The organism is Rhizobacter sp. Root1221 (assembly GCF_001425785.1).
Lineage (GTDB): Bacteria > Pseudomonadota > Gammaproteobacteria > Burkholderiales > Burkholderiaceae_C > Rhizobacter.
In genome coordinates this window covers 115,113-137,996 of the sequence record NZ_LMDI01000001.1, presented here as the reverse complement: position 1 = coordinate 137,996, position 22,884 = coordinate 115,113, and the positions used below count along the sequence as shown (strand labels likewise).

The following is a 22,884-nucleotide window of genomic DNA, read 5'->3' as shown; positions in this document are numbered from 1 at the left end:
TGCGGTCATGGACAGCATCGACTTTCAGAAGCGAATCGAGGAGGTGAAGCGCCGGGCCCATGGGCGCTGGACGTCGATCCTCAAAGCAGTGGGGGTCAGCGAAGGCATCCTGAACGGGAGGAACCAACCGTGCCCAATCCAAGGCTGCGGTGGAACTGACCGCTTCCAGTACACCGACAAATACGGTGAAGGCAACTACCACTGCCGCAGTTGCGGCGCCGGCGGCGGCCTCAAGCTCGCGCAAGCGGTGCTCGGAGACCGGTTCGGTGACCTGCTCGACAAGATCGAACGCGAAGTCGGCGCCGCGAAGGTGGCGCCGGCGGCGGCCAACGCTGGGCCGTCGCCGGAACGAATGAAGCGGCTGTGCCAGCGAATCTGGCAAGAGGCCAAGCCCATCTCGTTGGGCGATGAAGTGGATCGCTACCTGCGCAACCGCGGGCTCGCGCTCCAGTCGTATCCCCGCTCGCTGCGCTACCACCCTGCCCTCGGCTACTACGAGAAGCAAGATGGCCAGCAGCGTTCGAAGATGATCGCCGAGTACCCCGCCATGATCGGGTGCGTGCAGGGCAGTGATGGCCATGCCGTCACGCTCCACCGCACGTACTTGAAGGACGCCCGCAAGGCCCTCGGCGACCAGAGCAAGAAGGTTCTGTCTTCAGGGATCAACGGTGCCGCGGTCAGGCTCGACGAAGCCACCGAGGAACTGGCGATCACAGAGGGCATCGAGACCGGGCTGGCCGTCCGGCTGAGCACGTCAAAGCCACTCTGGGCCGCGCTGAACAGCGGGAACATGGAGAAGCTCTGGATCCCGCACTCGGTCAAGCGCGTCTGCATCTACGCAGACAACGATGCCGACGCCGAGTTCACGGGCCAGGTCTCCGCTTACACGTTGGCGCAGCGGCTGGTCAAGGAAGCGAGAAGGAGTGGGTTGGATCGGTCGGTCCAGGTCTTCGTGCCCAAGCACGGGGGGCATGACTGGGCAGACATCTGGCTTGCTCGACTTGCGAGCGAGAAGAAGGCCGCGTAGTCTTGAGGGGTGGCAGCAATGCCACCCCCGTTTTCAGTGGGCCCTCAGCAGGGTCCAGCGAACACGGTTCCCTCTGGTAGCTACCACACCAGGCCGCATCGCGGCAGAAGGCAGCCCTCTCATCCAAGCCGTGGCGCCCGCCACGCTCATCCAGGCTCGCAAGAGCCTCAAACCCTCGCGGGGACGCACCCCCGCAGGGGTTGTGCCGTCCCCGTTTCATTTGGAGCATCTTCCATGAAACAAGGACGTACCCTCGTAGGCCTCGTCGAAGAACTCGAGCGCCAGTTGAGCACCAAGGTCGACATGATCGTGCCGACGCCTCTGATGCACCACGTCACGGGCCAGGACGGCCACACGTCGCTCCTGATCGAAGCGCCGGATGGCTCGAAGCGCTTCACCGCCACGGAAAGCTGCCGCCGGCAACTCGCCGACCGCCTCAAGATCCCGTTCGCCTACTTCGAACGGATGCGGAGCGACCAGCCGGAACTGCTGGACCGGAACGTGAACACATGGCTGCACAAGGAGCCCGAGCAGCGGCTGGTCCGCACGCTCGACGGCCGGGCGCGCGCGTTCCTTTCGGACCGCTACCGCCGCCTGGACAACTACGATCTGCTCGAGCACGTGCTGCCGATCCTGCGCGAGTTGCCTGGCGCCCGCTTCGAGTCGATGGAGCTCACGGAGACACGCATGTACGTGAAGGTCGTGACGCCTCGCATCGAGTTCGAGATCCAGCCTGGCGACCTCGTGCAGGCCGGCGTGGTGATCAGCAACTCCGAGATCGGCCACGGCTCACTGTCGGTGCAACCCCTGGTGTACCGGCTCGTCTGCCGCAATGGTCTGATCGCACCGGATCGCGCGATGCGCAAGTCCCATGTCGGCCGGCTGCAGGAAGCATCGACCGAGGAGATCACCGTCTTCCGGGACGACACGCTCGCAGCGGAGGACAAGGCGTTCTACCTGAAGGTCCGGGACGTGGTGCAAGCCGCCGTGTCCCAGGCGACGTTCGAGCAGACGGCAGCCAAGATGCGGTCGACGCTGGGCATCAAGCTGACCGGCGATCCGGTGAAGACCGTCGAAGTCCTCGCCACCCGGTACCTGCTGAACGAGCAGGAGCGATCCGGCGTTCTGCGCTCGCTCATTGCCGAGGCGAACCTGTCGGGGTACGGCTTGGTGAATGCCATCACGGGCTATGCCCAGGAAGTGGACAGCTACGACCGCTCCACCGAGCTCGAACAACTCGGCGGGCGGTTGCTTGAGCAATCCAAGGCCGAGTGGGAGGCACTCACGGCGGCTTGAGTCTTGCGAGAAGGGGCGGGAGCACTGTTCGCCAGCCGGTTACGGCGGCGGGCGGTGCCCCGCCCCTTTTTTCGTTCATGCGTGCACCGCACCACGCATCAGCAAGTATTGCCCCCGACACGATCCAAACTGATCATGCAAGATTCGCGCAAGCTGGATCTTTATACTCTCGCTCAGCAATAACAAGGTCGCACCGATCTGTCAACATGGAACAAGAAACGGGAGGAGACAAGCGCAAGGCCGAGCCGGTCATCTCCCGGGCCATTCAGGCGTTGCTAGACCGGCACGGCGTCCCGGAGCGGCGGCGGAACACCACGCTGGAGGCGGCCGCCGGCATGAAGTACCAGCAGGTGCGCCGGCGCATGACCGGTGAGACCTCCTGGAACGTCGACGAGATCAAGCGCCTGGCGTCGCACTTTGGCGAGCCGGTCTTCAAGCTGTTGGGCGCGCTGGTCGACGACGCCGGGCAGCCTGCGGTTCTCAAGGTGGCCGGCCTGCAGCTCGCCTGCTCGGTTTGGCCAGGCGAGGCCATTGCGGGCGACAAGGCCGTCGGTCCGCTGGTCGCGGCACAAGACGGTGAATCCGGTGAATGGGAGGTGTTTCTGCCCGCCGTTGCCGCCGGCCGCGCCGTCCATGAGGTCCGCCGGGTCGTCTTCGAAGCGGAGGAGCCGCGGCGGGTCGCCGTCATTGACGACGACGAAGCGGCGGCCGAAACCATCGTCCAGGTCTTGAGGCAGAAGGGGCTTGAGGCCATCTCCTACAGCAATGCCGAGCACATCCGCTCGGCGCTGGAAACCACCACCTTCGACGGCTACATCGTCGACTGGCAGCTCGGGGAACAGGACGCCCGCGACGTCCTGCAGCTGATCAGAGGCCGGACCGCCGCGGCCCCCCTCATCGTGCTGGCCGACATCCTGACGGACAGCCAGGAGGCGCAATTCGAGGAGATCACGGCCACCTTCCGGGCTCAGCTGTTCGTGAAACCCGCACGCACGTTGATGCTGCTCAACGCGCTGACCCTTGGGTTCGCGGCCCTTCGCCGCACCCCGGGCTGAACACATCAAGACTTGAGCACCGGGGCAGGAAAATCTGAGCCTCGGTTACGCTATTGGCGGCCGTTGTACGCCCGGCGTTGCCCCTGACCCTGGAGCGGCCGCAGTCTCTTGTTCACAAATCAAGTTTTTAGCCGCAACCCAGGCCCGCTCTGCACGATCACTTTTGGGACTGATAGCTGATTAGTTTTTGATCCATCTTGCTAGTGCGCGTTTGACAGTTCGTGAATTTCTTGGGTACTCTGCCCTCCACTCGCACCCGCTAAGGCAGCGAGCGGACGCCCCTCCAGGAGGTCGGCGTCGGACCGCCGTGAAGGCTGACCGGGAGAGAACCATATGACTTCAGTCAATTGGAGCGAAGTTCAAACGCTCAACTTCACCGCGATAGCGCTAGTGCGCGATGCGGCACGCGAGGACCTTGCCGCGGCATGCTGCCGCTTCGGGCTCAGCAAGGAGCTTCTGGAGCGGATCAGCATGCTGACACACACCGAGGTGCTGTCGCTCGTCGCCCACGTCGGCGAAGAGCCCCTGTTCGTTCCGCGAGGCGACCTGACCAACCTCCTGTCCGCGCACCCCACGGTGCTGCCCGTGCTGGCCACCCTGCCCAAGCGCCATGCCGGCCACACGGCAGCCGCGAACTAGCCGGCGCAACGCCGGCCCGTATGCGGGCAAGGGCCTCGGCGCCCTGCAAACGGCGCGCGAGTGCGTTGACCTCGGTGCTTGCGCCCGGACCATCGAGCTGATGACGGGCCTGCCTGCGACATTCATCTTGCGGTTCGTCTTCGACAAGGATGGCGGCGCGAGACGCGGCCGGCCTCCGTACTCGGACGAGTTCCTTGCTCGGGCGCCCTTGCGCGTGCAGGCAGCTGCGAGCGCGTTCGCGGCCCACTATGAACGCTTGCGCGACAGCCGTTTTCCACCTGCGCAGTCGCTCATCACCGCCTTCAAGCACTATCGGTCGTTCCCCAACGCGCCTACCCTCCTCTTTGACGAAGCGTTCTACCTTTGCTGCAACCTGGACGGAATCTGGGCCTGCCAAGCAAAGGCTCTGCAGCTCGCCGAGTGCCGCCGTTGCGGCAGCCGCCATCTCCAAGCCTACGGCTCGGGCGCAACGTCCTCGTGCGCGTTCTGCAACAGCCGGCGATGCGACGACGCCGCAGATGCGCGCCACGGCGCGGGCCACGAAACGCCGCGCTCCGCGACCGGGCTGGACACGCGCCTGGCCGCGCTGAAGCTGCGGCAGTCGCTCAAGCACCTCGGCGCAAGCGATCGCATCATCGATGTGCTGATGTCCGGAATGGAATGCGTCGATCCGGCGCTGCGCCCGTCGCCGCCTACCCAGCTCGTCCACTGGGGCCTTCCTCTCCCGCTGCAGCGCTGGGGCTCCTACCTGAACACCGTCCGGCGAATCCAATACTCATTGGTGGTCAACCAGTACATCGCCCTTCGCGACGCCGGCTTCTCGCCGGAAGAGTCCGTCGTTGCCGCATTCCGGCATCTCGAAACCAAATTCCGCAACGACTCGCCGCTGACGCTCGACCGCTGCGTCGAGGTGATCTCGTTGGCCGACGCCCGCTGGGGGGTGCATGTCGCCGAACTCGAGCGAAGGGGCTGCGAAGCCTGCGCGGCCGACTACCTCTTCAGCAGGCGCGACACCAGCCCGCAGCCGTGTCCCTTCTGCCTGTTGATGCGGTATCCGTCGCAGTACCGCGGGCACCACGTCGCCGCCTCGGACGTGGCGACGCAATCAAAGGCGGGATTTCCGGTGGATCGGGTCGCATGACCCTCCCACGATGGCAGCACCCACAGTGCTGCCATCGTCATGTCGTTCCTCTCCCTGTTCGGTCTCAGTCACGGTTCAGCGCCTGCCGCCGAGGCCCCGCGGATAGAACCGCGTATTGAGCCCTCGCCTGCACCGGCTCAGATTGCTCCGTCCGTCGATCCGGGCATCGCCGCGGTCACCGTCGAAGCCCTCCTTGCCTCGCACCAGGACCTGCTGTCGCGGATCAAGCTCTGCTATGGCGCCGACAAGGCCACGTTCGAGAAGGACCTGCTCGATCCGATTCGTCGCCTGGCGTCCTATGTGAACGTTATGCCTGCCACGGCGGACAACTACTTCTGCGAGCTTGGGGGACTCTTCAGGCTCGGCCTCGAAGTGGGTTTCTATGCGCTGCAAGGAACGGACGGCCACATCGTCTCCGGCAGGGCCACCATCTCGACCCGCCGGCAACTCGAACCGCGCTGGCGGCTCGCGACGTTCTTCGCCGGCCTCTGCAGCGAACTGCATCGCACGCTGAGCCTGCTCGTCGTCACGGACGAGCGCGGAGAGGCGTGGCCGGCCTATCTCGGGCCGCTCACCCTCTGGCTGGTCCAGCGCAAGTCGACTCGCTTCTTCATCCGATGGATGCCCAAGGCCGCAGAGACGCGAGCGCTGGGCCTGTTCGCTCTTCCCCACGTCGTGTCCGCCACCACCATGCAGCACCTCGCAACAGGGAACGGGATCGTGGTGCCGCAGCTGCTCGCGTCCGTCGCCGGCATCCCGCTGTACCGCGACCAGAACGTCCTGGTCGACCTCGTCAAGCGCGCGACGGCGCTGGTGATCGACCGCAACCTCATTGCCAACGCGAACCGCTACGGGCGGCCGATCCTGGGCGCCCACATCGAGCGCTACCTCATCGACGCCATGCGGCGGCTCATCGTCTCTCACTCGGCGTGGTTGCCAAACCAAGAGCGTTCGCGGGTCTGGCACGGCCGGGAAGGCTTGTTCATCGTGTGGCCCAACGCGGTCACCGAAATCCGGAAGCTGCTCGAAGAGGACGAACTGCCCGGCATCCCCCAGTCGCCTCAAACCATCCTCGAGATCCTGGCCGGCGCCGGCGTCGTTGTGCCCGCGGGCGACCAGAAACCTTTGTGGACGATCACCCCGCCGCCAGGAAAGGCCGCGGTAGAGGCTGTGAAGCTCGCGTCGCCGGACATCTTGTTGCCCGACCACGGCGGCCATAAGCCGCTGCAGGAGCCACTGATCGTCCCCTCAAGCGCCCAAAAGCCCGGGGCCAAGCCCCAGGGAGGCGCCGGCGAGAAGCCAGGCCCCGACCAGGGTGATCTTGCGCTGAGCGAGCCCGACCAGGCGGCATCTCCCCACGGTCCGAATGTCGTGATCACGTCAGACGGAGAGGTCGTCGACACCACGGCCGACCAGGCCGACATCACCGCAACGAATGCAGTGACCGGGCCGGCCGAACCGCCTCCATCAGGGGATCCGGTCTTCCGACTCGCAGCGCCAATGCGGCTGCACCCGCAGGTGCGGGATGCATTGGCCGCGGCCATCGACTCGATGAACGGCGACGCGAAGCATGCGCTGGCCGTCACGGTGCCCACCGGCATTTTCGTTCCACTCGACCATTTCAAGAAGGCCAACGTCGACCTCACCGTGGTCCTGCGCGCTCTCGGCGAACTCGACATGGCCATCTGCGGCAAGGCCGGCCGGCCGAACACCGTGCAACACGAACTGGCCGGCCAAGAGGTCATGGGCTTCGTGTTGCGGCCGCAGTTTGTCGAGGGACTGGATCCGGCGCTCTTCGCCCCTCAATCCTAGGAACACCGCCATGCTGATCCGCCGATACGAGATGCCCTGGCGAAGTGCGTACGAGGTGTGGGCCGCCATGGCCTGGCTATCGTTCTTGTTCCTCATCGTCTACTTCGCCGGCCTCGGAACGGTGACCGCGCCGGCGGCGCTCGCCATCGCCATGCTCGCAGTCTTCATGGCGGGCCACAGGTTGCGCCAGGGCTTCGAGGTGCTCCAGGTGCGCGCCTCGCTGTCCGGCAGAGCGATGCAGGTGATCACCACCAAGCGACTCGAGACGCTCACCCGCGACCCACAGGAGATCTTCCTCGGCTTCGGCTTCGAATGGCTGCCCGTGCACTCGCAGCGGCTCTACGAACTGGCGAAGATCAACTACAAAGACCACGCCCTGTCGCCGCAGCTGCTGCGTCTGCTCGGTTTCATCGAGAACCCGCAGCCGGACGGAGAAATCGGCCTCCCGTACATCCACGGCGTCGAACCCACCGAGCACCCACTGTACCGGCCACTGCAAAACTTCGAGGGCGGGACGCTTCTCGTGGGCACGACCCAAGCCGGCAAGGGCGTGGCCCTCGGGACTTTGCTCACCCAGGCGATCCGAAGAGGCGACGTGGTCATCTTCATCGACCCGAAGAACAGCAAGCGTCTCAAGCGCGTGGTCCAGCGTGCATGCCGGGACTACCGCGAGGCGGACACCTACATGGAGTTCCACCCGGCGTTCCCGGAGACCGGCGTTCGGCTGGACTTCACCTTCAACTGGCAGAAGCCCACGGAGATCGCATCCCGTATCCAATCGATCATGCCAACCGACACGGCCGGCGCGTTCACGGCCTTCGGCTGGGATGCAGTGAACGTGGTCGTGCAAGGGCTCGTGAGCCTCGAGGACCGCCCGAACCTGATGAAGCTGACGAAGTACATCGAAGGCGGAATCGAGCCGGTGCTTGAAGCATCACTGCAGCGCTTTTTCGAGGCGAGGCTGGGCGCCGGTTGGCGCGAAGGCGACGACATGCGGCGTCTGTTGGGCCAGGCCGCCAAGGGGCAGATCAAGCGCCCCTCGGACGTGGCAACGCCGCAGCTCATGGCCTTCGTCACCTACTATGAGCAGCACCTGCCGCAGAACCAACGGGACAAGGTGATCGACTCGCAGATCCGTGTGTTCAGGCACAACCGCGAGCACTACCAGAAGATCACGGCCAACCTGCTACCGATCCTTGCGATGTTGACGTCCGGCGACCTGGGCAAGAGCCTGTCCCCTGACCCGTTCGACATGGACGACGTCCGGCCCATCATGAACCTCGAGAAGGTTGAGCGAGGCGGGCACGTGCTGTACATGTGCACGGACTCGATGCCGGACCCATCGGTGGCCTCGGCCATCAGCGCACTTGCGATCGCCGACCTGGCCGCGCGTGCCGGCATGCGCTACAACCTCGGAAGCAGCCGGCGGATCAGCCTGTTCGTCGACGAGATGGCGAACGTGATCAACCTGCCCTTGATCGAGATCCTGAACAAGGGGGCAGAAGGCGGCGTGACGACGGTGTGTGCAATGCAGACGCTCGCTGACCTCGCGAAGCGCCTCGGCTCAGAGGATGCCGCGCGCATGGCGCTGGGCAACCTCAACAATCTCATCGCATTGCGCTCCAAGGACCGGCCGACGCAGGACTTCATTGTGGAGACCTTCGGCAAGACCGGCATCCACACGATGCGCGTCGGGATCAACCAGGGGGCCGATACGCATCTCGGCGACTGGAGCACCGGCCACAGCGTCCAAGTGTCCGAACAGATGGACGAGCGCGTGCCGGTCGACGTGCTTGGCAAACTACCCAACCTCCAATACTTTGGCTCCGTGGCCGGCCGGCTGATCAAGGGTCGGTTCCCCATCCTGAACCCGGACTTCGACCAGCCCTCGACCGAGAAGGCCGCCGCATGATCCGCTACATCTTCATCGGCGCCATGAGCGCCATCCTCTGCATCGTCCTCTACATCCCGTCGAAGGTCGCTCCGGGCGATTTCATGCAGGTTCTGCGCGAAGAGCACGCGCTGGCTGAAGAGCTCTGGGGTGAGGCGGTGGCGGACAGGATCCTTTCGCGCATGCTCGACCTTCAACAGGCATCCGCTGCGGTCACGCCAGCTGCCGCCCCGCCTGCGGGCTCAGGGGCCTCCGGGCCCGCCAATCAGGTCGACGCGGCGATGGCGGCGCAGGTCGGTCAGGTCGGCGTGCGCCTCTTCGGCAACCCCTACTTCCGATCGATCGACTCACTCTTCGCGCTGGTGAGCTTCCGGCTTTGCGCGGCGCTCGAGCTGCTACCGGTCCTGGCCGCGTTCTTCCTCGCAGTGGTAGTCGATGGGTCCGTCGTCCGGATCGTGCGGTCGAAGGAATTTGTCGCGCACAGCGCAGAGCGATTCAGCGCCTGCCTCGCGGCGGGCATCCTGCTTGGCGCTGGGGTGGTCGTTGCCTGGTTCCTTCCGTTCAAGCTTCATCCGATGGCGGTGATGGCGGCACTGCTCGCCATGCTGTTTGTGATGAGCCGTGCCTTGGCCAACTATCACGTGCTGCGCTGACCCTGCCCCCAACCTTGAACCCGTTCCAAGTCGGCATTTCCGCGTGTTCGCGAACGGGTGCGCTCCTAACCTTTGCTTCACGACGACGACGCTTCGTCGCCGAGACAAAGGCAACCGATGCACTGCGCACTCTCTCCCACGCGAGGTCTGTCGATGGAACACCCGATCGCCCGTGATGAGCGATCTTCGACGGTTCGCACCAGCGTTTGGACCGAGGAGCACGACTGGCTGCACCAGCTCTACAAGTCCCCGAACAACACCTCGCCGAAGTTCCGCATTCCCGACTTGCTGAGCGCTTGCGTTGCGCTCGTCCTCTCGCAGCCGGAAAACCAGCGCCTGCTGGTGGCGTACCTGACGACGCGCCATGCACTGCGGGATCCGCGCTGCCACGGCCGCAGCTGCGAGATCTTTCCGGCGCAGTTCGAACAGGTGCTCGACGCGCACCGCGCGGCGTGGAATCGCTTTCCGAATCCGATGTTCGAGATCGAGCACATCCTGACCGGCTGCGTCGCAGTGACGATGTCGCTGTCGAGTGGCGGCGAGCTCGTCTTGCGCCAGGCGCGTGACAACCTGATCGCACGGTCGAAGGCGACCGGCGCATCGGTGACCTGAGGGTGCACGATGCTGCGGCTCCTCGCCCTCCCCTGCATGCTCGCAGCCGCTCAAGGGACCGTCCAAGGGGCCGCTGCGGCGGCCGAGTGCTGGTCGCAGGCGGCACAGCAGTACGGCGTATCGGCTGAGCTGCTGTACGCCGTTGCCAGCGCCGAATCGGACCTCAATCCGACCGCGGTCAACCTGTCCCACAAGACCCGCACCGGCACCTACGACATCGGGCTGATGCAGATCAACAGCAGCCACCTGCGCCGGTTGGCCGCGGCCGGCATCAGCGAGCAAGACCTCTATGACCCGTGCACCAACATCCGAGTCGGCGCATGGCTGATGGCCCACGCCTTCGCGCGCCATGGCGTCTCCTGGAACGCGGTCGGAGCCTACAACGCCGCGTGCTCGCAGCTCAAAGGCGAGGCCTGCACTCAGGCTCGGGCCAAGTACGCATGGCGGGTGTACCACCGACTGCCGTCGGAGACCGCCGCGGCGTCGCGCACCGCGCCGACGCGCGCGGCCGGCAGCCCACATCCCCTCTTCATCCTCTCCGCAAGGGTGTCCCCATGATGCGTCGCCTGACCGACGTCGCCGTGGCCGCGCTGTTCGGCGGTGGCCTGATATTCACCTGCTCCTCCTGTTCGATGCTGCCTGGCCGTGAGCCCGCCGTAGCTGCCAAGCCGACGACGCCGCAGGTCACAAGATGGGAGCCGGTGTCCTTCGGCAAGGATGCGCGTTTCGCGGTTTGCGTCGAGCCCGCGTGCACGCGGGTCACACCAAAGACATTGGCGCAGGTGACCATGTCAGTCGCTGCCACAGCGACCGGCACCGCACCCGTGCCGCTGCACCCCGTTGACCTGCGAACCGGGGATGCCGCAGCCCAGCGCGCACCGAGCGAGACGCCAGCGGTCTTGCAGCCGCCGGTCAAGGCCCGCAACCTCATCATCAACTTCCCGCTAGGGTCAGCGGAGCTGACCAGCGAGGGACGGGCGCGCATTCGCGAGTCAATCGACTCAGCCAAGCACGCCGATCGCATCGTCATCTCAGGGCGCACCGACGCGCTGGGGGGCGACAAGGTGAACGAGTCGCTGGCGTTGGCGCGCGCGATCGCCGTACGCAACCACTTTCGCGATCTCGCGCCTGATCTTCCGGCCACGTTCTCCATCGACGCGAAGGGGCGTTGCTGCTTCGTCGCGAGCAACGATGACGAGCCCGGCCGTTCGAGGAACCGCCGCGTCGAAGTCCACTTCTCCTCTCGGGGAGGCGCCTGATGAATCAACCGATTCTCCGGCCCGCCCTGGCAGTCGCCGAGGGGCCCGCAGCCACACCGGCTGAGGGCTCCTCCGCATACCCGCAGAAGGCACGAAAGCGGCGTCCCGGCTGGAAACCCACCCTGGTCCGGGCCAACTCGTTCAAGCAACTGCAGGCCATCCAGAAATCCACGACGGATCCCGCCATCGACTTGAGCTACCTGACCGACGCGTGCGTGCAGATGGCTCTGGAACAGGGCAGCGAGGCGATCGTGCAGCGCGTGTTCGACGGCTTTCGTTCGCCACGCAAACCCCTTTGACCTCACCTTTCTGGAGCTTTGCAATGAACGCTGTTCTTCCTTCCGTCTCGCTGCCCGTGCCGTCGCGCAAGGTGGGCATTGCCCTGGGCCTGCTGGTCGTGATGATCGTCGGCCTGATGGCCACCTTCCCCAGCCATGCGCTGGACCTGGTGGCTTTCACCGGCATCACCGGCCCGCTGGTGTCGGCCCTGACCCAGCTGGCCGCCCTCGGTCCCAGCGTCAAGGCGCTGGTCGCCTTCGTGGGCTTCGTGGTGGCCTTCATCAGCCTCGCCGCGCTGCGCAACTTCGGCCCGGTGCTGTTCTACCTGGGCATGGCGATCTTCGGCGCGGTCGGCCTGGTCGTCTCCGGCGCCATCCTGGGCGCGGTGATCTGAAGCGCGGGGCTGGGCCTCAGAGACAAGGGGAACGCGATGCAAACCGACACCTACATCCCGCGCCGACTCGACGACCAGTGGAAGATTGGCTTCTGGGACGTCGACGTCGCGTTCCCCTTCACTTTCTCCGTGTTCATCGGGTACCTCTCGAGCACCAAGCTCGGGTTCGCCCTGTGCGTGGCTGCCGGCCTCTTCCTCAGCCGCTGGGTCTCGCGCACGAAAGCCGACAAGCACCCGGCCTTCGCAATGCACTGGGCCTATTGGGCCCTCCCCTCCAACCCCATCACGGCGATGCGTGCGACCCCGCCGTCGCACATCCGCCGCATGGTCGGTTGACCTTCACATCCCATTCGGAGCGGCAATGAACTTCGATCGGCACCAAGAGGACATGCGCACGCTGCGCAGGGACAACCGCATCAAGAGCCTCGCCATCCTGGCGCTGGCCGGCGGCCTCACCCTGTCGCTGTGCGTGATCCTCAGCATCGTCGGCACCGAGCGCATCGTCTTCGTGCCTCCCAACATCACGAAGAGCTTCTGGGTGACGAAAGACCAAGTCAGCAAGGACTATCTCGAGGAGATGGGGGCCTTCGTGGCCTGGCTGCAGCTTGACGTTTCGCCCAAGACGGTCGCGTGGAAGCGCGACGTGCTGCTCAAGTGGGTCGCTCCCGATGACTACGAGGGCGTCAAGAAGCACATGGATGTAGAGGCAGACCGCCTCGTCCGGAACAACGCGGCCACCTTCTTCGAGCCACAGCAGCTTACCGCCGACGAGAAGGAGCAATCGGTGCTCATCACCGGACGCCTGCGCCGCCAGATCAACGGTATCGATGTCGGCGAGCCCGAGGTCCGCGCGTACACAGCCAAATTCAAGTACGCGGGCGGCCGCGTCCATGTCAACGTGTTCAAGGAGATCGTCAATGCGCAACCCGGCCGGGTACAAGTGGGCGCTGCTTCTGCCGACGCTGTGGCTCGCTGAGTCACCCATCGTCCACGCTCTCCAGCTGGTCGAGGCCGCGGACGGTGTCACCGTCGAGGCGATCCTGTCGGTCAAGGAGTCGACCCGGATCCGCATCGACGGCGCGGCCATCACCAACGTCTTCGGGAACATCTACTCCAGCAACTGCGGCGGCGCGGCCCCTCAACAGCAGCCCGGCGCGGTGGGACCGAGCGCGCCGCAGATCAACCCGGCCGGAGAGATCGTGCTGGAGTGCGATGCCGAGAAGGGCGAGGTGTACGTCCGTCCCGTCGGTGCTGCCGGCAAGCCGGTCAACCTCTTCATCTCGTCGCAGCACGCGACGTACACGCTGCTCCTGCGCCGGTCCGACACGCCGGCCGACACCATCGTCATCCGCGACAAGACGCCGCGCCAGGCCAAGGCCGACAACACGACGTCGGCCGGACGGCAGCCGCAGCACGTCCGCGTGCTCAAGGCCATGCTGGTGGCAATGGCCTCCGACCGCGTGCCGACGGATGTGCGCGTCGAGGAGGTAAGTCGACCGATCCAACTGTGGGCCGAAGCGAAGTTCTCGCTGATCCGCCTGTACGAGGGCCGCGGCCTGATCGGCGAACGCTACATCCTGACCAACGTCAGCAGCCAGGACATGGTGCTGGCGGAACAGGAGTTCGATCGCGAGACCGGCGGCGTGCTGGCTGTCTCCATCGAGAACCACAACCTGCGGCCCGGCGAGAGCACGACCGTCTACGTGATCCGTCAGGGGGTTTGAGCCATGGCAAACGCCCTCAAACAACGCCTGATGGACAACTGGGAGCGCCTGTCGCCGCGAGCCCGTCAATGGGGCACCGTCGCTGCGATATCCGGCACGATCGTCGTCATCCTCTGGGCTGCCTTCTCGCTCGGAAGCGATGGCAAGAAACCAACCGCCTCGACCACGCCACGCTCCGAGCTCAGGCCGACGAACATCGACCTGATGGCGCCCGGCTCCCAGGTGAAGGACGTGGAAACCTGGGTAGGCAAGGCCGGCCGGGAGCTCGAGCTCTACAAGCAGGACCGCGACGAGCAGCGCCGCGTCAACCGTGAGCAGCAGGAGTCGAAGGCCGAGATGATGCGCCGGCTCACGGAACTGGAGACGCGTCTGAAGGCTGCGCAGGCCGAACCGCCGAAGGCGGGCGCATCGGCGCCAGTAGCACCTGCGACGCCGACGCCCCCACCTTCGCCAGCCCGCTTCCCGCCCGACAACGCGCTGGCCGGACGCGGCCTTCCGCCACCCCCGCCGGATCCAACCGGGCGGGGCGCAATGCCACCCGGCACGCCTGCCTTCGGCGAGTTGTCTCCCGCCCAGCCCCAGCCTCAACCCCAGTTGCTTCGCGTCGCGGTCGGTGCACCGAGCAAGACGGCCGCAGAAGGCGGCGATGCCAAGTCGCAAGCCAAGGCCGTCGACACCTTCCTCCCGGTCAGCTTCACGCGAGGCGTTCTGCTTGGTGGGGTGGACGCCCCCACCGGCGGGCAGTCGCAATCCAACCCGCACCCCATCGTCATCATGCTCAAGGACAACTCGGTCCTGCCGAACCGCTTCAGGGGCGAGTACCGCGAGTGCTTCGTCATCGCGGCCGCGTACGGCGACATCAGCTCGGAACGCGCCTACGGCCGCACCGAGTCGTTGTCATGCGTGAGCAAGGATGGCCGCGCCCTCGAGGTGAAGATCCAAGGGAGCATCTTCGGCGAGGACGGAAAGGTCGGCATGCGAGGCCGGCTCGTGACCAAGCAAGGCCAGATGTTGGCGAACGCGCTGATGGCCGGCGCCGTGAGCGGCATCGGCCAGGGCATCTCGACGGCCAACACCACGTACAGCACGTCCGCGCTCGGCACCATGGCCACGAGCACCGGCTCGGACGCGATGAAGGCTGGCGTCGGCGGCGGCGTCGGCAAGGCGCTCGATCGCCTCGCGCAGTACTACATCAAGCTCGCCGAGCAGACGTTTCCAATCATCGAGATCGACGCGGGCCGGGAGGTCGACGTTGTTCTCACCAAGGGCGTGCGCATCGAGTACTCCGGTGAAACCGCGAAGGCCTCGCCGACTTCCGACACGCGTACCGCCACCAACGACCGCTTCCAGAAGGTGAACGACGATGAAGAGTAAACATGCCCCCATTGCCTTGGCGATCGCCCTGACCTGCGTCGCCTCCATGGCGGAACCCGCCGACGAAGCGGCGCTGATGGCGACGTTGCAGAAGGCCTATCCGAGCACGAGGTTCACGTCGGTCACCGCGAGCCCGGTGCCCGGCGTCTACGAAGTCTGGATGGGCCCCAACGTCGCGTTCGTGTCGGCCGAAAACCCGCGCTTCTTCATTTTCGGGCGGGTGGTCGACGCCCAAACGATGACCGACCTGACGGGCCCGAAGCTGCAGCAAGCGGAGCGCGAGCTCGGTGCCATCGAAGTCGAGCCCAAGGTCGACATGGCGAAGCTTCCGCTCAACGACGCGATCAAGACTGTGCTGGGCAACGGTGCCCGGAAGCTCTACGTGTTCAGCGACCCGGGTTGCGGCTACTGCAGGCGGCTCGAACCGGAGCTGGCCAGGCTGAAGGACACCACGATCTACACGTTCGTCGTCCCTTTCCAGGGCCGGCAGCTGCCGCAGATGGTGATGTGCTCACAGGACCCGGCGAAGGCGTGGCACGCGGTGATGGTGAAGGGCGAATCGGGTGGCCTGTCAGGTCAGCCCGACTGCGCGTCGCCGCTGGACCGGAACCTCCAACTGGCACGGCAGCTGTCCGTGTCTGGAACGCCGACGATCTTCTACGCCGATGGGTCCCGCACGTCGGGCTACGTCGACGTCGCCGAAGTCGAACGACGGATCTCCGCGGTCACGCCGGCGAACGGCCAGAAGGTCAGCCAGCGCGCGGGGGCCCAACAGGGGAAGCTGCAATGAGCACCATCAACTGCATCCGCCCTCTCGCGATCGCTGCGGTCTGTGCCACCCTCACGGCCTGCGGCAGCATCACCGGCCTCGACGGCACATCAAGCTATGCCTGCAAGGCGCTAGTTGGTGTCAAGTGCGACTCGGTGTCCGGGACTTACTACAACGCGCTGCACAACAACCTGCCCTCGCAACGCAAGTCTTCGATGCAGGCACCCGACGGTATCCCGGCGCCGGAGATGTCATCTCGGCAGGATGCGCTGTCGGTCACGTCTGCGAGCGGCACAGCGCCGTCGCGGACAGCCGCCGCCCATCAGCCCTCCCCTCTGCGCGCGGCACCTCGCGTCATGCGCCTGTGGATCAAGCCGTGGGAGGACGCCGACCGTGACCTCAATGGCGAAAGCGTGGTCTACGTGCAGGTGGACGACGGCCGGTGGCTCGTGGACCACGTCCAGCGGCAAGCCCGCGAGCCCTTTGCACCGATCCGTCCCGCCAAGCTCGCCGCCACGGCCGCGAAAGGCGTCGCCAACGAACCCGCCCGTCCGCCGGGCGCCCTGGCTATCGGCTCGGACGACGGCGCGGCTGTGACGCAGGCGCTCAAGGCGCTGCAGCAGCGCGGCGGCGCAACGACGCCCCTGGGCGACAACTGAGGGAGACAAGCATGCTTTCCACCTTGCGCGCCAGCCTCTTCGGCGACCCCGACACCGGCCCAACGACGCCGGGCCGCCTCTTCGGGTTCGGCCGTGAGGACGAGTCACCCGCCGACCAGTTCGCGAGCTGGCTGCCCTACCAGTCCTACCTCGAGGATGAGCGACTGTTCGTCAACCGCGACGGGATCGGCTTCATGCTGGAGGTGATGCCGCAGTCGGGGGCGGACGATCGCATGGTCGAGGTGCTGATCTCCCTCTATGCGAACTGCCCTGCCAACACGGGCATCCAGTTCCATCTTTTCGGCTCTCCGCACCTGCGCCGGCAGTTGCGGGCCTACGCCAATCTCCGCACCGAGGATCCCGACCAGGCGGACAAGGCCCAGGAATGGGGCCGCCCTGCGCGCAACGACAACCTCTTCCGAAAGCTCGCACGCCGCCGCTTCGAGCACCTCACCCGCGGTGCGCAGCAATCGCTGACCCAAGGCTTCCACTACACGATCCGCGACTTCCGCTTGATGATGAGCGTCACCGTCCAGGGCGACGCCAGCAACCTGTCCGACCTTGAGCAGATCGTCTCCCTGCGCGAAGGCATGGCAACGACGCTGCGCTCGGCCTCACTGCCGAATCGCGTCTGCGATGCAGCCGACCTGTTGAACTGGGTTTCGCTGTTCGTCAATCCCGACCGGCTCACGAGCACGCACTCGCTCGAACTTCACTACGACGATGGCCGCGAGGTGCGTGACCAGGTCGTCGACCGCGACACCGTGCAGGACCCGACGCCGCACCGCATTCACCTCGCCAAGGAGGCTGGAGATCGTCACGGCGAGTCAGACGAGCGCACGGCCCACGAGATGGAGTTGCGCTTCTTCTCCATCAAGTCCTTCCCGGAGCGGTTCGGCCTTTGGCAGATGGGCGCACTCATCGGCGACCTGATGCAGCCGGCGCTTCAGTACAACACGCCGTTCCTGCTGACCATGGGCGTCCACGTCCTCGATCCCAATGCAACGCGCAACGTCGTGACGGCGAACCACGTACGTGCGACGCAGAACGCGGGCAGCAAAATGGCGTCGGTGATGCCCGACGTCGGGAAGAAGGCCCGTGACTGGACCGCAGCCGCCGACGTGCTCGACGCGGGCGGCACCTTGATCAGCATGTACCACGAGCTGGGCCTGTTCTGCCAACCTGGCAAGGGCGTGCAAGCCCAGGAGGCAGCGAAATCCATCTGGCGTGCCCGCGGATTCGAGCTGAATGCGGACGTCTTCATGCAACGCCAGGCGTTGATCGCGAGCCTGCCAATGACGCTGTCTCCAGTGCTTCATGGCGACTTGAAGAAGATGAAGCGCGTGACCCGCAAGACCGTCGGAAACGCGATTCACCTCGCGCCGATCGTCGCCGAGTGGCGTGGTACCAAGACGCCCACCATGCTATTTGCTGGTCGGCGCGGCCAGTTGATGACGCTGGATCTGTACGACAACGACCTCGGCAACCCGACGGCCGCCATCATTGGGGCACCTGGCTCCGGGAAGTCCGTGCTGATGAACGAGATGGCCTGGTCCTACTTGTCCATCGGCGCCAAGGTCTGGATGCAGGACCTGGGCCGATCGTTCGAGAAGCTTTGCCGGAAGGCGGGCGGCACGTACATCGAGTTCCGCCCCGATGTGCATCTGTCGCTGAATCCCTTCCCGCTGGTCGACAACATCAACGAGGACATCGACATCCTTCAGGCAGCCATCGCGAAGATGGCCTCGATGAGCCGGCCGCTCGAGGAAGTGCAGCTCAAGGGCATTTCAGCGATGGTCCTCAAGCTGTGGGCCAAGTACGGCTGCGACATGGACATGACACTGCTTCGCGACTCCTTTGTCGCCGGCACGCTTGAGGAACTGGGGCTGAAGAACGATCAGCGGATCAAGGACCTCGCGGTAATGCTCAATCCCTACGCTCGGGGCGGGCATTATGAGCGATTCTTCAGCGGACCGAACACCTGCGACTTCTCGAACGACTTCGTCGTCATCGAGAACGAAGAGCTCAAGCGCAAGCCGGATCTCCACAGCGTCACGAACATCCTCATCTTCTACCAGATCACCCGCGAGATGTACCTCACGCGGGACCGCAAGAAGGTCTGGTTCATAGACGAGTTGAAGCAGCAACTCGGGGACGCCAGCAACAACGACAGCATCATGGCCGCCTCTGTCGAGGAGGCTGCACGGCGGGCACGCAAGTACGGTGGATCGTTGGTCACAGCCACGCAGAGCGGCGACGACTACTACAGCTCCACGCAGATGGAAGCGGCTCTCAACTGCACCGACTGGATGTTCCTGCTCCGTCAGAAGCCGGAGTCCATTGAGTTGCTGATTCGCAACGGGAAGCTGACGGCGGACGAGTCGAAGAAGCGGATGCTTCAGTCGCTGCGCAAGGAGGAAGGCGTGTTCTCCGAATGCTATGTGTCCTCGCCCGTCGGCGAGGGCGTTGCCCGCATCGTGCTCGATCCGTTCAGCCACCTGCTGTTCAGCAACAAGCTGGACGACAACGCGCCGCTCGATCAGCTGCGGCGCGCCGGCTACTCGATCGACGATGCCATCACGGAGCTGCTGCGCCGCAGGGGTCACGACGTATGAAGACCATCGCACTGAGCGTTGCGCTCTCTACGCTGGTGGCCACCTGCGGCCTGGTCGTCTACGACCGGCTGGTTGTGCGGCCCGGCCGTCTCATCGGCGTCGTTGACGTCTCCGAGGTCTACCGGACGAAGGAGACCGAGTTTGCGGCGCTGCTCACGGCCAGCAATAGTGACGAGGAGCGGCAGCATGCCCTCGATCTCGCGAGCGCCTTCGCGAAGCGGCTTCCGGCCGCTCTGGACGAGCTACCCGCAGACTGCCAGTGCCTCGTGGTGCTCAAGAGCGCGGTCGCCGGCACCACGGCCAACACACTGGACCTGACGCCGCTGCTGAAGGCCAAGCTCGAACGGGAGCGCAAGTCATGAGCGCCGCGATCGCAGCGCGACCTGCCGGCGTGCTCAGCTGGTGGGCTGGTGGCGCGAGGTCGCTGGGCCAAGACTTTCGGCGGCGCTGGTGGCTTTACGGCCTGATCGCCGCCATCTGGGGTCTCGCACTGCTCCGGCTCTTCGTCCCCCACGTCCCCGTCCTCCCGGTGATGTTCAACTGGACGCCCAGCTTGCCGTACAGCATCGTCTACGTCGACTACTGGCACGGCCCGCTGCAGCGCGGGGACCTCGTGGTCTACCTCTTCACCGGCGAGGCCGCGCAACTGGACTACCCGGGCCTCGGGGACCAGGCCTTCTTCAAGCGCGTCGCAGGCGTGCCTGGGGACAGCGTCGCCGTCGTCGGGCGCGACGTGTTCGTCAACGGCGTGGCGGTCGGCCGCGCCAAGACGCACGCCTTCGATCGGCGGCCGCTGCAGCCGATCGCCCCGATCGTCATTCCGCCTGGCTTCCTCTACGTCCAAGGGACCAGCCCGGACAGCTTCGACTCGCGCTATCGCAGCAGCGGCTTGGTGGCCGTGCGGAATGTCCGAGCGACGGTCAACCCGATCTTTTGAGAGGTCAGTCCATGCGCCCGCTCACTCTCATCGCCGTCGCTACGTCCATCTTCACGAGCGTGTCGGCGTTCGCTCAAGCGCAGCCAGAGCGACTGGAGTTCCGGGACGACGTCCCGATCGAGGTCTACCTGTCCTTGCTGGCCCAGGTCGCACCGCCGGCGCGCGACGGCGCGGAGGCCTACTTGGCGGCTTTCCAGTCCCGATGCGGTCGTGCCATGCGGACCGTGGAGCTGCGGCGAGCCTTCGCAGAGGCCGACGGCGATCCGACCCTGATGGCGATGGTTCGGGCATCGCACCAGCGCGACGCCGCGACCCTGCAGCGCTTGGCCGCCCAGGTCTCCTGCCCCCCGAGGAGCTGAGGTGAGACTCACCCCGCTCGCTGCCGCGGCCGCCATCACGATCGCCTTCTCCGGTGGCGCTCGCTCCGAGGCTCTCGGCAAGATCGGCCCCACCTACCCGATCGCTGAGCAGAACCTGCTCGAGCACATCACGGCCAAGCTCAAGGAGAAGGAGCGCTCGGGCGAGATCGCGCGGATGCAGCAGCAAGCCAGGGCTCGCGCCACCGCCACGGTGAACAACCCACCGGCGGTGCCGGGCGTGAAGGCGGCCGAGGCGGCCCGCACGTTCTACTTCGATCCGTCAGTTCGGCTTCCCCAGAACGTGCTGGACGATCGCGGGCACGTGCTCTTCCCGGCCGGCACCGTCAAGAACCCACTCGACGTGGTCTCCATGTCGAAGCGCCTTCTCTTCTTCGACGGGGGAGACGCGCGCCAAGTGCGGCGCGCCCGCGAACTGATCGACCACTACCGAGGTCGGGTGAAGCCGATTCTGGTTGGTGGCTCTTACCTCAACCTCATGAAGGCATGGCAGATCCCGGTCTACTACGACCAGCAGGGGCTGCTCGTCCGCAAGCTGGGCATCACCGCCGTGCCCGCGATCGTGTCCCAGGAAGGCAGTCGCCTCCGCATCGACGAGCTCGCCCTGCGATGAAGAAGCTGTTCACCCTCGTCCTGGTTCTGCTTGCGCTCTTCAGCACCGGGATGGCACGCGCTGCAGGGATCGCCACCTGCACCGGCAAGTTCCCGAACCCGATCACGGACATCTGCTGGTCCTGCATTCTTCCGCTGAGCATTGGCAACGCCACAGTGGGCAACTTCGGTGGCCAGGAAGACGCCCCCAACGACGTGCCCGCGATGTGCAGCTGCATCGTCAATCCGACCATCGGAATCTCGATTGGCTTCTGGGAGCCAGCTCGTCACGTCGAAGCGGTGCGCAAGCCGTTCTGCTTGGTCTCTCTCGGCGGCCTCGACCTCGATCCAGGCATCCCCGCACCGGAGAGCGCGCGCTTCACGCGCCCTGAAGGCGACGGCGACGGTGGCAGCTTCTACCAGTCGCACTTCTACATGAACCCGGTGATGTTCTACCTGGACGTCGTCACCGACTTTCCGTGCCTCGAGCACGGCGCGTTCGACGTCGCGTACATGACCGAGGTGGATCCGCTGTGGAACGACGACGAGCTCACGTTGATCCTCAATCCCGACGCGATCCTGTTCGCGAACCCGGTCGCCGTGGCCGCATGTGCCGCGGACTGCGTGGCGGCAACCACGGGCTTCGGCATTCCGGAGATGTTCTGGTGTGCCGGTTGCCAGGGCGGTCTCTATCCCATGGATGGTCACGTTCCGTATCACATGGGAGGCGTGCGCACGGCTTCGCTGATCGCCCAACGCCTGACCGTCAAGATGCATCGCGAACTGATCTCCTGGGGATGGCACGGCAAAGATGGGCTCTGCGGCCCGTACTACGAGCCAGTGATGGACAAGCGCTTCTACAAGACCCAGCTGACCTACCCCATGCCGAATACAGCGAAGGAAAGCGGGAGGTGCTGCCAGCCGTTCGGACGCACCACGGTGACCTGGGGCGCGGGGAAGGAGTACCCCGTTCGCGGCGAAGACTTCGCCTTCATGCTCTTCAGAAAGCGGAACTGCTGTGTGGGCTACTGATCTCTTCCACCGCCTCGGGTTGGTCGGCGTCGCCGGCGTGCTGACACTCGCTTCCAACGCCTGGAGCCAGCAGGCGACCATTCCCTCCATCACGGAGGCCGACATGGCACGCGCGCGGCGGCAGCAGCCGCAGATCACGGACGCGGACATCGAACGCGCCAGACGCGCGAACCGAATGCCGTCCGAGGCAGAGCTCGCGCGCGTCCCCATCCAGGGCACGCCGCGCATCGACGCGCTGCCGCAGCCTACTTCCGTCCACCGGCCCGTCGACCTCGAGGCGCTGGCCAAGGGCTACGAACGTGCCGTGGGATCGCCGCCGCAGGGTGCCTTCCCTGGTGGTCCGGGCCTCATGGTCTTCGTCAGCTTCTCGATCCCCGAGCCCACGCTCGCGCGCCTGGTTGACCAAGCAGCGCGCTCGCAGGCGATCTTGGTGATCCGGGGTTTCGTGAACGGCTCGCTGAAGGAGACCGTGGCGCGTGTGAAGGATCTCATCGGCAGTCGCAAGGTCGGATTCCAGATCGATCCCCAAGCCTTCGACCGATTCGCCGTGACTGCGACGCCGACGTTTGTGCTCGTGCGCAACGGGGCCGTGCCGAGCGACTGCGGGGGGAACACATGCTTTGCTTCCGACGCCTTCGTCTCTGTCGTTGGCGACGTCTCCCTCGACTACGCACTTGAGTTTTTCCAGCGATCGGCACCGGCTTTCGACAAGGACGCCGCAGTGTTCTTGAAACGGCTCAAGGGGTGA

At 65.5% G+C, this 22,884-nt stretch carries 26 protein-coding genes; all 26 read left to right on the top strand.

The window, feature by feature from the left end:
• The first annotated feature begins 7 nt into the window (after nucleotides 1-7).
• Nucleotides 8-1,027, top strand: a complete 1,020-nt coding sequence (locus ASC87_RS00530) for a toprim domain-containing protein (RefSeq protein WP_056654981.1) — start codon at nucleotides 8-10, stop codon at nucleotides 1,025-1,027.
• Nucleotides 1,028-1,261: 234 nt separating this feature from the next.
• Nucleotides 1,262-2,323 (top strand): DUF932 domain-containing protein, encoded by a 1,062-nt coding sequence (locus tag ASC87_RS00525; RefSeq protein ID WP_056654979.1) that lies wholly within the window; start codon nucleotides 1,262-1,264, stop codon nucleotides 2,321-2,323.
• Nucleotides 2,324-2,529: 206 nt separating this feature from the next.
• Nucleotides 2,530-3,378 (top strand): helix-turn-helix domain-containing protein, encoded by an 849-nt coding sequence (locus ASC87_RS00520; RefSeq protein WP_056654977.1) that lies wholly within the window; start codon nucleotides 2,530-2,532, stop codon nucleotides 3,376-3,378.
• 333 nt (nucleotides 3,379-3,711) lie between these two features.
• The gene (locus ASC87_RS00515; RefSeq protein WP_157603765.1) at nucleotides 3,712-4,017 is read left to right on the top strand and encodes a flagellar transcriptional regulator FlhD; all 306 of its coding nucleotides are present in this window, start codon (nucleotides 3,712-3,714) and stop codon (nucleotides 4,015-4,017) included.
• The gene (locus tag ASC87_RS00510; protein WP_082568260.1) at nucleotides 3,989-5,158 is read left to right on the top strand and encodes a FlhC family transcriptional regulator; all 1,170 of its coding nucleotides are present in this window, start codon (nucleotides 3,989-3,991) and stop codon (nucleotides 5,156-5,158) included. The genes ASC87_RS00515 and ASC87_RS00510 overlap by 29 nt, the downstream gene beginning before the upstream one ends.
• A gap of 39 nt (nucleotides 5,159-5,197) precedes the next feature.
• Nucleotides 5,198-6,970 carry a MobH family relaxase gene (gene mobH, locus ASC87_RS00505; RefSeq protein ID WP_082568259.1) on the top strand — a complete coding sequence of 591 codons (1,773 nt, stop codon included), beginning with the start codon at nucleotides 5,198-5,200 and terminating at the stop codon, nucleotides 6,968-6,970.
• Nucleotides 6,971-6,980: 10 nt separating this feature from the next.
• Nucleotides 6,981-8,882, top strand: coding sequence for a conjugative transfer system coupling protein TraD (gene traD / locus ASC87_RS00500; protein ID WP_056654971.1), 1,902 nt, complete (start codon nucleotides 6,981-6,983; stop codon nucleotides 8,880-8,882).
• Complete coding sequence (locus ASC87_RS00495) at nucleotides 8,879-9,514, top strand: DUF4400 domain-containing protein (protein WP_056654969.1); 636 nt, start codon at nucleotides 8,879-8,881, stop codon at nucleotides 9,512-9,514. The genes traD and ASC87_RS00495 overlap by 4 nt, the downstream gene beginning before the upstream one ends.
• Nucleotides 9,515-9,667: 153 nt before the next feature.
• A complete protein-coding gene (locus ASC87_RS00490; protein WP_056654967.1) occupies nucleotides 9,668-10,126 on the top strand; it encodes a hypothetical protein in 459 nt (152 codons plus the stop codon).
• A gap of 9 nt (nucleotides 10,127-10,135) precedes the next feature.
• Nucleotides 10,136-10,684, top strand: a complete 549-nt coding sequence (locus ASC87_RS00485; protein ID WP_200954272.1) for a lytic transglycosylase domain-containing protein — start codon at nucleotides 10,136-10,138, stop codon at nucleotides 10,682-10,684.
• Nucleotides 10,681-11,385 carry an OmpA family protein gene (locus ASC87_RS00480; protein ID WP_056654965.1) on the top strand — a complete coding sequence of 235 codons (705 nt, stop codon included), beginning with the start codon at nucleotides 10,681-10,683 and terminating at the stop codon, nucleotides 11,383-11,385. Before ASC87_RS00485 ends, ASC87_RS00480 begins: the two co-directional genes overlap by 4 nt.
• A complete protein-coding gene (locus ASC87_RS00475) occupies nucleotides 11,385-11,684 on the top strand; it encodes a hypothetical protein (RefSeq protein ID WP_056654963.1) in 300 nt (99 codons plus the stop codon). Before ASC87_RS00480 ends, ASC87_RS00475 begins: the two co-directional genes overlap by 1 nt.
• A 23-nt stretch (nucleotides 11,685-11,707) precedes the next feature.
• Complete coding sequence (locus ASC87_RS00470) at nucleotides 11,708-12,058, top strand: hypothetical protein (protein WP_056654961.1); 351 nt, start codon at nucleotides 11,708-11,710, stop codon at nucleotides 12,056-12,058.
• 36 nt (nucleotides 12,059-12,094) lie between these two features.
• Complete coding sequence (traL, locus tag ASC87_RS00465; RefSeq protein ID WP_056654959.1) at nucleotides 12,095-12,394, top strand: type IV conjugative transfer system protein TraL; 300 nt, start codon at nucleotides 12,095-12,097, stop codon at nucleotides 12,392-12,394.
• Nucleotides 12,395-12,419: 25 nt separating this feature from the next.
• Nucleotides 12,420-13,034, top strand: coding sequence for a type IV conjugative transfer system protein TraE (gene traE / locus ASC87_RS00460; protein ID WP_082568258.1), 615 nt, complete (start codon nucleotides 12,420-12,422; stop codon nucleotides 13,032-13,034).
• Nucleotides 12,976-13,782, top strand: a complete 807-nt coding sequence (locus ASC87_RS00455; RefSeq protein ID WP_200954281.1) for a type-F conjugative transfer system secretin TraK — start codon at nucleotides 12,976-12,978, stop codon at nucleotides 13,780-13,782. Before traE ends, ASC87_RS00455 begins: the two co-directional genes overlap by 59 nt.
• Before the next feature lie 3 nt (nucleotides 13,783-13,785).
• Nucleotides 13,786-15,156, top strand: a complete 1,371-nt coding sequence (locus ASC87_RS00450) for a TraB/VirB10 family protein (RefSeq protein WP_056654957.1) — start codon at nucleotides 13,786-13,788, stop codon at nucleotides 15,154-15,156.
• 16 nt (nucleotides 15,157-15,172) lie between these two features.
• The gene (locus tag ASC87_RS00445; RefSeq protein WP_056654955.1) at nucleotides 15,173-15,946 is read left to right on the top strand and encodes a DsbC family protein; all 774 of its coding nucleotides are present in this window, start codon (nucleotides 15,173-15,175) and stop codon (nucleotides 15,944-15,946) included.
• Nucleotides 15,943-16,584: a TraV family lipoprotein gene (locus tag ASC87_RS00440; protein ID WP_056654953.1), complete on the top strand. Its 642-nt coding sequence runs from the start codon at nucleotides 15,943-15,945 to the stop codon at nucleotides 16,582-16,584. The genes ASC87_RS00445 and ASC87_RS00440 overlap by 4 nt, the downstream gene beginning before the upstream one ends.
• A gap of 11 nt (nucleotides 16,585-16,595) precedes the next feature.
• Entirely contained in the window at nucleotides 16,596-19,199 is a 2,604-nt protein-coding gene (traC, locus tag ASC87_RS00435) for a type IV secretion system protein TraC (RefSeq protein ID WP_082568255.1), read from the top strand.
• Nucleotides 19,196-19,561: a hypothetical protein gene (locus ASC87_RS00430; RefSeq protein WP_056654951.1), complete on the top strand. Its 366-nt coding sequence runs from the start codon at nucleotides 19,196-19,198 to the stop codon at nucleotides 19,559-19,561. Before traC ends, ASC87_RS00430 begins: the two co-directional genes overlap by 4 nt.
• Nucleotides 19,558-20,136 (top strand): conjugative transfer signal peptidase TraF, encoded by a 579-nt coding sequence (traF, locus tag ASC87_RS00425; RefSeq protein ID WP_056654949.1) that lies wholly within the window; start codon nucleotides 19,558-19,560, stop codon nucleotides 20,134-20,136. Before ASC87_RS00430 ends, traF begins: the two co-directional genes overlap by 4 nt.
• 11 nt (nucleotides 20,137-20,147) lie before the next feature.
• Nucleotides 20,148-20,495, top strand: coding sequence for a hypothetical protein (locus ASC87_RS00420; RefSeq protein WP_056654946.1), 348 nt, complete (start codon nucleotides 20,148-20,150; stop codon nucleotides 20,493-20,495).
• 1 nt (nucleotide 20,496) lies between these two features.
• Nucleotides 20,497-21,126 (top strand): type-F conjugative transfer system protein TraW, encoded by a 630-nt coding sequence (gene traW, locus ASC87_RS00415; protein WP_056654944.1) that lies wholly within the window; start codon nucleotides 20,497-20,499, stop codon nucleotides 21,124-21,126.
• Nucleotides 21,123-22,136 carry a TraU family protein gene (locus ASC87_RS00410; protein ID WP_056654942.1) on the top strand — a complete coding sequence of 338 codons (1,014 nt, stop codon included), beginning with the start codon at nucleotides 21,123-21,125 and terminating at the stop codon, nucleotides 22,134-22,136. Before traW ends, ASC87_RS00410 begins: the two co-directional genes overlap by 4 nt.
• A gap of 37 nt (nucleotides 22,137-22,173) precedes the next feature.
• Entirely contained in the window at nucleotides 22,174-22,884 is a 711-nt protein-coding gene (gene trbC / locus ASC87_RS00405; RefSeq protein WP_235581987.1) for a type-F conjugative transfer system pilin assembly protein TrbC, read from the top strand.